The following is an 11,206-nucleotide window of genomic DNA, read 5'->3' as shown; positions in this document are numbered from 1 at the left end:
CCCAAAAGCTACTGATCCGCAAAAAAGTTAAAGAATAACGAGGTGAAACACGAGGCAAGCTGCCTTGTCTGAAAAAAATCCATGCACGTTTGGCGCCTCGAAGCCAAGTGGGACATTGGGAAATCGATAGCGTCATCGGCAAGTCGCACAAGAGCCGGATTCTCACATTGACGGAACGTACCACCCGTTTTGAGAGGAGCTATAAGTTAGTTGCGAAAACGGCAAGTGAAACCGCACAGGCCATCATTTGTGTGTTGAAAAACCTGCCAAAAAAAGTGGTGAAATCCATTACCGCCGACCGAGGCACGGAATTTCACGGCTGGATCGAAGTGGAGATAGCGTTGGAGATCCCGTTTTACTTCTCGAATCCGAGTGTTCCTGGTCAGCGTGGCACGAATGAGAACAGTAACGGTCGTATTCGGCGTACGTATCCAAAAGGAACCGACTTCAGCCGCATGACCTAAAAAGAGACCTTGGACTTTCTACTGGTATTCCACCAGGTTCCCCGGTAAATATTGAATTACAATAGGTTCTTTGAGGTATTCATGAATTTCTTGCCATGTTCGACTTGAATTGACAATTTACGAATAGAACTTCACAAAGACACATAATCGGTATCTCAAACAGCTAGATGCTTGTGTCTTATACGTTTGACTGAGAAGCTTTAGTACATAGAAGTGTTGTTTGATTTAGGAGAAAAGGATTAGATGGCCCCAGCGCGTTTTACACATGGTAGCGATTGCTTTGACCGAAACGTCACAGACTGGTGACAACCCGGATTTCATGTTCTTCAAGGCCAGTGAAAAAGAAGATACGATGCCGATTCAGTGAGCGCGATTGTGACGTGCTTAGCGGGTAAGTAAAGTCACGTGTGACAATGAATTTTTTTCCAGCAGGCGGTCGATAAGACGACATTCTCTTTCGTCTGGATAACGAAATTTTGTTTGCTGTTGAAGTAGATGGGATCTTGAAACGGGATAAGCCGAGTAGTAGATAAATTTTCGCTAATCGGTCCATCGTGTACCAGACCGGTGTTTCTACCAAGCGATACGGCACGTAGCTTACATGGAGCTTAATGCCGAGCCTTTCACTGTGATAAAGCACCTATGAAAGACAATTTTTCCCTGCGATAAGGGGAGTGAAATGCACTAAAAGGAGCGAGTTAAGAATTTTGAACACACGTTGTGCTGGGCGATTGTATTTGTTTATAATCATAGAAAAATCCTGGTTCATTAGTTGATTATTTAATGCTTTTTTCTTTTTGGAAAGCGTTGAGTACTATTCCTGCGGAAGTTCCACCATTTCCGAAACTGCGTCACCAAGTACTTCATCTTATTTGTCCGTAGGAAGTTTTTGTGCAGTATCTTAGTACCTGATAAGTTCGGAGATCTGTTCTTCTATGAGAAATTTTTGGAGTGAATTTGGAAACAATATACGCTAGTGTATCTATCTATAGTAACTTGTCATGTTTCTGTGCATTGTTATTTTGTGTTGTACAGGTAGTAAAGCTTACCAAATAATTGCTGCTTGGGTATCGCATATAAAGAGTTAGGTCTAACGTCGGCAAATCGAAATCAAAGTGATTGTTTACCTGTTAGTTTATTTAAACGACGTCGAGCAACTAAATCTGGAAATCAAACTCTTTAGAGTTGCTTTAGAAATTGACTTTCAAGGATTTTTTAGAATAAAGTTAGTAGTTAGTTCGAAGACACACTATTAGTACCGACTATCGCCACGTTACCTAACCAATTTTATAAAAATTCTACTATCTCTACAAAGAGCCAATTGATAGTTACTCGCTATAGACAATTTGACGTGCTAGCGTTTGGAGTAGAAAAATATGAAGCATTAGACAAACACTTAATACACAAGGCTTTTCTCTCTTGCATTCTTAAGATTTTTAACATAGTATGAAAATTAATTGTTAATGAAAATCAGAGGGGTGTAAAGATTGGATATAAACCCATGGATTATGGTGCTAATAATTTTTTCAATCAATATTGTGTATGTAACTTTTTTCACATTGCGAATGATTATGACGTTAAAAGGCTATCGCTATTTAGCAGCAGCCGTTAGTATGGTAGAGGTTGTTATATACATAGTAGGACTTGGATTGGTTCTTGATAATCTTGATCAAATTCAAAACCTGGTTGCTTATGCATTAGGTTACGGATCAGGGGTTGTTATCGGTTCTAAAATCGAGGAAAAAATGGCTCTTGGTTATATTACGGTAAACGTTATTACGAGTGAAGCCGGAGAGTATTTGCCTAAGCAACTTCGCGAAAAAGGCTACGGTGTCACGGATTGGAATACCAATGGGCGTGACGGGGATCGGCAATCGATGCAAATTTTAACTCCGCGAAAAATGGAACTAAAGCTATACAAAGCGATTCAAGAGCTTGATCCAAAAGCTTTTATTATTGCGTATGAACCTAAAACAATTCATGGCGGATTTTGGGTAAAGTCAGTGAAAAGGGGTAACTTATTTAAATGAGTAAGAATACAGTGTGGTTTGAAGTTGAAGAACATGAATCTATTTCGGAATGTCTGGATCGGATGAAAGCGGAAGGCTACGCAGCAGTTGGACGAAAAGAGGAGCCTCTGTTTCAGGAAGTAAATGGCCAACCAGTACCTATTAGGCAAATCGTCAAGTTTAAAGGAGATAAACTAGAATAAAGATAAGTCAGACCTTATAAAGACGAACGATTAAATAATTGTATAACTTATTGTTCGACTTTATCATTGACGTAGTTTCGTCGTCTTGTTATGATAAGTGAGGATACCCCATATATGCAGAAGAATTGGCTTCTGCGTCTCTACCAGGACACCGTAAATGTCCGGACTATGCGGGAAAGCAACTTATTGGTCGTAAAGCGAAGGATGTGCTTCTTTATGCCATCATTTAAAATTCGTATCATTTACAGTCCTTAAGTAAACTGCTTTTCACGTAATGTGAGCAGTTTACTTAAGGACTTTTTATTTTTTAAAAGGAGAGTGCAATCGATGAATCCGCGAATTGGCGTCATTATGGGAAGTACGAGTGATTGGGAAACAATGAAGCATGCGTGTGATGTATTAGATGAACTGGGATTAAGCTACGAAAAGAAAGTGGTTTCAGCGCACCGGACACCGGATTTAATGTTCAGCTATGCAGAACAAGCACGTGAACGTGGATTGCACGTGATTATTGCAGGGGCAGGCGGTGCTGCTCATTTGCCAGGTATGGTAGCAGCCAAAACAACTTTACCGGTTATCGGTGTACCTGTTCAATCAAAAGCGTTAAACGGCTTAGATTCCTTATTATCAATCGTTCAGATGCCTGGCGGAGTTCCAGTGGCGACTGTCGCTATCGGCAAAGCTGGAGCTGTAAATGCTGGGTTACTAGCAGCGCAAATACTGGGGACGGTAGATGAGCAGGCAGCACAAGCATTGCAGGAAAGAAGAGATCGCATCACAGCAGCAGTTCTAGAAAGTTCGGGGGATTTGGTATGACAAAAACCATATTACCTGGACAAACGATTGGCATTATCGGCGGCGGTCAATTAGGACGCATGATGGCGCTTGCTGCAAAAGAAGCAGGATTTAAAATTGCTGTTCTCGATCCAGCTATGGATTCACCAACAGGTCAAGTTGCGGATATACAAATCGTTGCACCGTTTAATGATCAGCATGCGTTAGAAGAGTTAGCTGAAGTGAGTGACGTCATTACTTATGAGTTTGAAAATATAGATGTAGACGGGCTATCAAAATTAGCAGAAATCGCTTATGTGCCGCAAGGATCTGAATTGATTCGTGTGACACAAAATCGAATTGTTGAAAAACAAGCGATTTCTGAAGCTGGTGTTGTCGTGGCAGATTATGTTACAGCTTCTACGTTTGAAAAGTTAAAAGAAAAAAGTAGTCAATTGTCATTTCCATTCGTTGTGAAAACAGCACGAGGTGGGTATGACGGCAAGGGGCAACAAACTGTTTCTTCTATAGAAGAACTTTCTTTAGCCAAAAGATTATTCACAAATGGCGAATGTGTTGCTGAAGCTTTTGTAGAATTCACAAAAGAAATTTCCGTTATTATTCAACGCAACGTACACGGTGAAACAGCTATTTTGCCGATTGGTGAAAATATTCATAAAGACCATATTTTACATGAGACGATTGTTCCAGCAAGAATCGATAAAAAGACAATGGATGAGGCGAAAAAAGCAGCTGAGAAAATTGCGACTCATCTCAATATGGTAGGCACATTAGCCGTTGAAATGTTCGTGTTAGAAGACGGTGGCATTATCGTCAATGAATTGGCGCCACGTCCTCATAATTCAGGTCATTATTCAATCGAAGCGACAAACATATCGCAGTTCCATCAACATATCCGTGCCATTTGTGGCTGGCCACTAAGACAGCCAATCCTTTGGTCTCAAGCAGTAATGGTCAACGTGTTAGGTGAGCATGTCGCGCCACTTGCTTCAAAAATAGCACAATTTCCAAATTGGTCGATTCATTTGTACGGAAAAGACGAAGCAAAGCAGAAACGGAAGATGGGACATGTTACGATATTAACGGAAGACTTAGAGGCAACTTTAGGTGAAATAGATAGATCTGGCATTTGGCCAGAATAATTGGAGGAACTAATTTATGATCGCACGTTACACAAGACCCGAAATGGGCGCAATTTGGACAGAAGAAAACAAATACAATGCATGGCTAGAAGTTGAAATTTTAGCATGTGAAGCTTGGGCAGAAATCGGAGATATTCCGAAAGAAGACGTAGCCAAAATTCGTAAGGACGCTTCTTTTTCAGTAGACCGTATTTTAGAAATTGAAGAAGAAACACGTCATGATGTAGTTGCTTTCACAAGAGCAGTATCCGAAACGCTTGGCGAAGAACGCAAATGGGTTCATTACGGCTTAACTTCAACAGACGTTGTTGATACCGCATTGTCTTACTTGTTAAAACAAGCAAACGTCATTATCCGTAAAGACTTAACAAACTTTATCGAAATTCTTGCGAATAAAGCAAAAGAACATAAAATGACGGTCATGATGGGTCGTACACATGGTGTGCATGCAGAACCAACAACTTTCGGTTTGAAACTTGCATTATGGCACGAAGAAATGAAACGTAACTTAGAACGTTTCGAAGCGGCAGCAGCTTCAATTGAAACAGGCAAAATGTCTGGTGCAGTTGGAACGTACGCTAATATTGATCCATTTGTTGAAGCATATGTCTGCAAAGAGTTAGGTCTTGCAGCATCACCTATTTCCACACAAACATTGCAACGCGATCGTCACGCACAGTATTTAAGTGTACTCGCATTGATTGGTTCATCTGTTGAGAAATTTGCGACAGAAATTCGCGGATTGCAAAAATCGGAAACACGCGAAGTAGAAGAGTTTTTTGCAAAAGGCCAAAAAGGTTCTTCTGCAATGCCACATAAACGTAACCCAATCGGTTCTGAAAACATGACGGGCCTTGCACGTTTAATCCGTGGCTACATGCTAACAGCTTACGAAAACGTATCTTTATGGCACGAACGCGACATTTCGCATTCATCAGCAGAACGTGTGATTTTACCAGATGCAACGATTGCGCTTAACTACATGTTAAATCGTTTCGGTAATATCGTGAAAAACTTAACAGTGTTCCCTGAGAACATGAAACGCAATATGGATTCAACGTTAGGTTTGATTTATTCACAGCGTGTGTTGTTGGCATTGATCGATAAAGGGATGGCTCGCGAGGCAGCTTACGATACCGTTCAGCCATGTGCGATGGAAGCTTGGGAAAACCAAACGCATTTCCGCAAAATTGTGGAAGCAAATGACACGATTACAGCTAAGCTATCTAAAGAAGAATTGGATGATTGCTTTGATTACAATCACCACTTGCAACAAGTAGACATGATTTTCAACCGACTTGGATTAAACTAAACGGGGGCTTCTGAAAATGGAAAAAGGTCAGCTATTGTACGAAGGAAAAGCAAAACGCCTGTATGCAACGGATGAACAGGGAATTTTGTGGGTGGAATATAAAGATTCAGCAACGGCTTTCAACGGTGAGAAAAAAGAAGAAATTACCGGGAAAGGCATTTTGAACAATAAAATCACGTCACTGATTTTCACAAAATTGCAGGAAGCAGGCATTGCGTCTCATTTCGTTAAGCAATTGTCTGATCACGAACAATTGGTGCAAAGTGTAAGCATCATTCCATTGGAAGTAGTGGTCCGGAACATCACAGCGGGCAGCATGGCCAAACGTCTTGGCATTGAAGAAGGCGTGGCCATTAGCCGTCCGGTTGTGGAGTTCTATTTGAAAGATGATGAATTGGGCGATCCACTAATTACAGATGATCATGTTGATATGCTAAAGCTGGCAACTGCAGAGGAAGTGGCAGTGCTCAAGCAAAAGGCACGCGAAATTAATGAAGTGTTAATCGGCTTTTTTAAAGAAATTGGCGTAGATCTTGTTGATTTTAAAATTGAATTTGGCCGTGACAAAAATGGTCAAATTTTATTGGCAGATGAAATTTCGCCGGACACTTGCCGGCTTTGGGATATGAAAACAAAACAAAAGCTTGATAAAGACGTATTCCGCCGCAATCTTGGGAATTTGACAGAAGCGTACGAACTCATTTTAACTCGTCTAGGAGGACAACACTCATGAAAAAAGTAAAAGTATACGTAACATTACGTGAAAGTGTATTGGACCCGCAAGGTTCTGCAGTTATGGGCTCTCTTCATAAAATGGGCTATGATGAAGTGGCAGATGTACGAATTGGCAAATACCTAGAATTGGTTATTGAAGACAGCGAACGCAATGTAGATTCTTTAGTAAATGAATTATGTCATCGACTTTTAGCAAACACTGTAATTGAAGATTACCGTTATGAAATTGAGGAGGTTGTCTCGCAATGAAATTCGCAGTAATTGTTTTCCCAGGTTCGAATTGTGATTTGGACATGTACCATGCGGTCAAAGATGAATTAGGTGAAGAAGCAGAGTACGTATGGCATGACTCAAAAGATTTGAGCAGCTATGACGGGATTTTACTACCAGGCGGATTTTCATACGGCGATTACTTGCGTTGCGGCGCGATCGCTCAATTCTCTGGAGTCATGGATGAAGTAAGAAAAGCGGCTGAAGCAGGCAAGCCGGTTCTTGGAATCTGTAATGGTTTCCAAATCTTAACGGAAGCGGGTCTTTTGCCAGGCGTTCTTTTACGTAACAAAAACTTGAAGTTTATGTGCCGTACTGTTGGATTGAAAGTAGAAAACAACAATACCTTGTTCACAAATGAATACGAACAAGGTGAAGAAATCCAAATTCCAATCGCTCACGGAGAAGGCAATTATTATTGCGATGATGCGACATACAATCACCTTAAAGAAAACAATCAGATCGTCTTTACGTATGCAGATGATTTTAACGGCAGTCGAAACAACATTGCAGGAATCATTAACGAACGCGGAAACGTGCTAGGCATGATGCCGCATCCTGAACGTGCAGTATCAGAGTTAATCGGCGGCAAAGATGGCTTGGCTTTATTTAGATCAATCGTTAAACAGTGGAGGGAATCACATGTCAGTCATGCTTGAACCAAATGCTGCTCAAATAAAAGAACAAAAAGTATATCAACAAATGGGCTTATCGGACGCGGAATTTGAAATGGTTGAAAAGATTTTAGGAAGATTGCCAAACTATACGGAAACAGGTTTGTTTTCAGTTATGTGGTCTGAGCATTGTTCGTATAAAAACTCGAAACCCGTTCTTGCGAAATTCCCGACTAAAGGTGAACGTGTTCTTCAAGGACCTGGTGAAGGTGCTGGGATTGTCGACATCGGTGACGGACAAGCGGTCGTTTTCAAAATGGAATCGCATAACCACCCGTCAGCTATTGAACCTTATCAAGGAGCGGCTACTGGAGTTGGCGGCATTATTCGTGATGTCTTTTCAATGGGCGCACGTCCAATTGCGTTGCTGAACTCATTACGCTTTGGTGAATTAACAACACCCCGCGTGAAATACTTGTTTGAAGAAGTTGTTGCGGGAATTGCCGGATACGGAAACTGTATCGGAATTCCAACAGTGGGCGGAGAAATTCAATTTGATGAATGTTACGATGGCAATCCATTAGTGAACGCGATGTGTGTCGGATTGATTAATCATGAAGATATTCAAAAAGGAATTGCCAAAGGTACAGGTAACCCGGTCATGTACGTTGGCGCTAAAACAGGACGCGACGGCATTCACGGAGCCACTTTTGCTTCTGAAGAATTAACGGATGGCTCTGATAAAAACCGTCCTGCAGTACAAGTGGGTGACCCGTTTATGGAGAAACTGTTGCTTGAAGCTTGTTTAGAACTAATCAAGTCAGATGCGTTAATCGGGATTCAAGATATGGGTGCTGCTGGACTGACTTCTTCTTCAGCGGAAATGGCTTCTAAAGCAGGATCAGGAATCGAAATGGACCTGGATCACATTCCACAACGTGAAACAGGGATGACAGCATACGAAATGATGCTTTCTGAATCACAAGAACGGATGTTAATCGTGGTTAAAGCTGGTCGTGAGCCTGAAATCGTTGAGTTGTTCGAGAAATACGGCTTAGATGCCGTGACAGTCGGTACGGTAACAGATGATTCGACATTACGTTTAAAACATAAAGGTGAAATTGTTGCAGAAGTTCCTGTTGACGCACTTGCAGAAGATGCGCCGGTTTACCATAAGCCTTCAGCTGTACCTGCGTACTTTACAGAGTTCCAACAAATGGACAACGTAGAGCCAAAAGTAACGGATTTCAATGAAACCTTAACGGCTCTATTAAAACAACCAACAATCGCATCTAAAGAATGGGTTTATGATCAATACGATCACCAAGTGCGCACAAGCACAGTAGTAAGCCCAGGATCAGACGCTGCAGTTGTCCGTGTCCGCGGAACAAACAAAGGCTTAGCCATGACGACAGACTGTAACTCACGCTATATTTACTTAGATCCAGAAGTGGGCGGTAAAATTGCGGTAGCGGAAGCAGCACGTAATGTTGTCGTATCAGGTGCGAAACCACTTGCTATCACGGATTGCTTAAACTTCGGTAACCCTGAAAAACCAGAAATCTTCTGGCAGTTAGAAAAAGCAGCAGACGGTATGTCTGAAGCATGTACCATCTTAGATTCTCCAGTTATCGGCGGAAACGTCTCGTTATACAATGAAACAAACGGTACGGCTATTTATCCAACACCAACAATCGGTATGGTCGGGCTTGTTGAAGACCTTGCACATGTAACAACGCAAGACGTTAAAACACAAGGCGACTTTGTTTACTTGATTGGTGAAAGCTTTACAGAATTTGGCGGAAGTGAATTACAGAAGATGGTCGAGGGACGTATTTTCGGTAAAGCACCAGCGATCGATTTAACAGTCGAAGCACAGCGCCAACAAGAAATTTTATCGGCGATTCAACAAGGACTCGTTGCATCTGCACATGACGTTGCTGAAGGTGGCGTGGCTGTTGCATTAGCTGAAAAAACCTTTGGTAACGGATTAGGCATGGAAGTCACGTTGTCTGGATCTGCAACAACTGCTTTGTTCAGTGAATCGCAATCACGCTTTGTGGTAACAGTTAGCCCAGAAAACGCAGAACAGTTCGAGAAAGTCGTATCAGATGCTAAGAAAGTCGGCCAAGTCACGGGAGACAAATTTGTAATCAACGGTGAAGACGGTACGACTTGGATCGACGAATCCGTCGCAACGCTTCGCTCAGCTTGGAAAGGAGCTATCCCATGCTTGCTGAAATCAGAAGCTTAAATGAAGAATGTGGTGTCTTTGGAATATGGGGACATCCGAATGCGACGCAATTGACGTATTACGGATTGCACGCTTTACAACACCGCGGTCAAGAAGGTGCTGGAATTGTTTCAACTGATGGAGAAGCTCTTCTCCCATTAAAAGGTGAAGGCATGGTCAGTGAAGTGTTTACGCCTGAAAAAATAGAGAAAATAGCAGGACATGCCGCAATTGGCCATGTTCGCTATGCAACAGCAGGAGGCAGCGGCATTGAAAATGTCCAGCCTCTGCTCTTTAACTCAACTACTGGTAGTTTGGCGATTTCACATAACGGAAATTTAGTCAATGCCACGCAGTTAAAAGGACACCTAGAACGTCAGGGCAGTATTTTCCAAACAACTTCAGATACAGAAGTGTTGGCACATTTAATTAAACGAAGCGGCTATGCGACGTTTGAAGAGAAAGCGAAAAATGCGTTGTCTTTATTAAAAGGCGCTTTTGCTTGTGTAATTTTGACTGAAGAAGCGATGTATATTGCGTTGGATCCAAATGGCTTACGTCCGTTGTCTCTTGGTAAATTGGGGGATGCGTGGGTAACGGCTTCTGAAACGTGTGCGTTTGATATTGTGGGAGCAGAATTTGTTCGATCAGTTGAGCCGGGCGAATTTTTAATCATTACGAAAGACGGCATGCGTGCAGAACGCTTTGCTTATCCAGAAGAGCGTTCGATTTGTACGATGGAATATGTTTACTTTTCTCGTCCAGACTCGGATATCGATGGTATCAACGTTCACGCAGCAAGAAAACGTTTAGGCGTTCAATTAGCAAAAGAAGTACAAATTGAAGCGGACGTTGTCACAGGTGTTCCGGATTCTAGTATTTCAGCTGCAATTGGCTACTCGGAACAAAGCGGCATACCATATGAGCTCGGCATGATTAAAAACCGTTATGTCGGACGTACGTTTATCCAACCTTCACAAGATTTGCGCGAACAAGGCGTGAAGATGAAACTTTCGCCAGTGCGTCAAGTTGTGAAAGGCAAACGTGTGATTATGGTGGACGATTCAATTGTTCGTGGTACAACGTCACGACGCATTGTCAACTTACTAAAAGAAGCAGGTGCGACAGAAGTACATGTGGTCATTAGTTCACCTCCAATCAAAAATCCATGCTTTTATGGCATTGACATTAGCACAGCAGGCGAATTAATCGCGGCTAACAATACAATAGAAGAAATGCGAGAAATTATTGGTGCAGATTCGTTAACATTCTTATCGGTTGACGGCATGGTTCAAAATATTGGACGCACAGATCCTGGATCAAAATGTGGGCATTGTTTAGCTTGCTTTACAGGAGAATACCCAACCAATATTTATCCAGATACCGTATTGCCGCACGAAAAAGAAAAAGTGAAATAAGGGGGAACCGG

General features: G+C 42.0%; 11 protein-coding genes and 1 riboswitch. All 11 genes read left to right on the top strand.

Annotated features, from left to right (window positions below):
- Window positions 1-89 precede the first annotated feature (89 nt).
- Window positions 90-464 (top strand): IS30 family transposase, encoded by a 375-nt coding sequence (locus tag FQ085_RS16605; RefSeq protein ID WP_486352011.1) that lies wholly within the window; start codon window positions 90-92, stop codon window positions 462-464.
- Between the two features lie 1,508 nt (window positions 465-1,972).
- Window positions 1,973-2,494 (top strand): DUF2179 domain-containing protein, encoded by a 522-nt coding sequence (locus tag FQ085_RS16600; protein ID WP_058386945.1) that lies wholly within the window; start codon window positions 1,973-1,975, stop codon window positions 2,492-2,494.
- Window positions 2,491-2,676 (top strand): NETI motif-containing protein, encoded by a 186-nt coding sequence (locus FQ085_RS16595; protein ID WP_058386064.1) that lies wholly within the window; start codon window positions 2,491-2,493, stop codon window positions 2,674-2,676. Before FQ085_RS16600 ends, FQ085_RS16595 begins: the two co-directional genes overlap by 4 nt.
- 88 nt (window positions 2,677-2,764) lie before the next feature.
- Window positions 2,765-2,865: riboswitch (purine riboswitch) on the top strand.
- Window positions 2,866-3,003: 138 nt separating this feature from the next.
- A complete protein-coding gene (gene purE / locus FQ085_RS16590; protein ID WP_078080209.1) occupies window positions 3,004-3,492 on the top strand; it encodes a 5-(carboxyamino)imidazole ribonucleotide mutase in 489 nt (162 codons plus the stop codon).
- Window positions 3,489-4,613: a 5-(carboxyamino)imidazole ribonucleotide synthase gene (gene purK / locus FQ085_RS16585; RefSeq protein WP_149457186.1), complete on the top strand. Its 1,125-nt coding sequence runs from the start codon at window positions 3,489-3,491 to the stop codon at window positions 4,611-4,613. Before purE ends, purK begins: the two co-directional genes overlap by 4 nt.
- 16 nt (window positions 4,614-4,629) lie before the next feature.
- Window positions 4,630-5,925, top strand: coding sequence for an adenylosuccinate lyase (purB, locus tag FQ085_RS16580; RefSeq protein ID WP_058386061.1), 1,296 nt, complete (start codon window positions 4,630-4,632; stop codon window positions 5,923-5,925).
- A 16-nt stretch (window positions 5,926-5,941) separates the two neighbouring features.
- On the top strand, window positions 5,942-6,658 hold the full coding sequence (gene purC / locus FQ085_RS16575) for a phosphoribosylaminoimidazolesuccinocarboxamide synthase (RefSeq protein WP_058386060.1): 717 nt from the start codon (window positions 5,942-5,944) through the stop codon (window positions 6,656-6,658).
- The gene (gene purS, locus FQ085_RS16570; protein WP_058386059.1) at window positions 6,655-6,909 is read left to right on the top strand and encodes a phosphoribosylformylglycinamidine synthase subunit PurS; all 255 of its coding nucleotides are present in this window, start codon (window positions 6,655-6,657) and stop codon (window positions 6,907-6,909) included. The genes purC and purS overlap by 4 nt, the downstream gene beginning before the upstream one ends.
- Window positions 6,906-7,589, top strand: a complete 684-nt coding sequence (gene purQ / locus FQ085_RS16565) for a phosphoribosylformylglycinamidine synthase subunit PurQ (protein ID WP_049695147.1) — start codon at window positions 6,906-6,908, stop codon at window positions 7,587-7,589. Before purS ends, purQ begins: the two co-directional genes overlap by 4 nt.
- Window positions 7,573-9,798: a phosphoribosylformylglycinamidine synthase subunit PurL gene (purL, locus tag FQ085_RS16560; protein ID WP_149457185.1), complete on the top strand. Its 2,226-nt coding sequence runs from the start codon at window positions 7,573-7,575 to the stop codon at window positions 9,796-9,798. Before purQ ends, purL begins: the two co-directional genes overlap by 17 nt.
- Entirely contained in the window at window positions 9,774-11,195 is a 1,422-nt protein-coding gene (purF, locus tag FQ085_RS16555; RefSeq protein WP_058386057.1) for an amidophosphoribosyltransferase, read from the top strand. Before purL ends, purF begins: the two co-directional genes overlap by 25 nt.
- The last annotated feature ends 11 nt before the right edge of the window (window positions 11,196-11,206 follow it).

The sequence above is a fragment of the Planococcus sp. ANT_H30 genome (assembly GCF_008369335.1).
In the GTDB taxonomy this organism is placed as follows: domain Bacteria; phylum Bacillota; class Bacilli; order Bacillales_A; family Planococcaceae; genus Planococcus; species Planococcus kocurii.
This window is presented reverse-complemented; position numbering and strand designations above follow the sequence as displayed.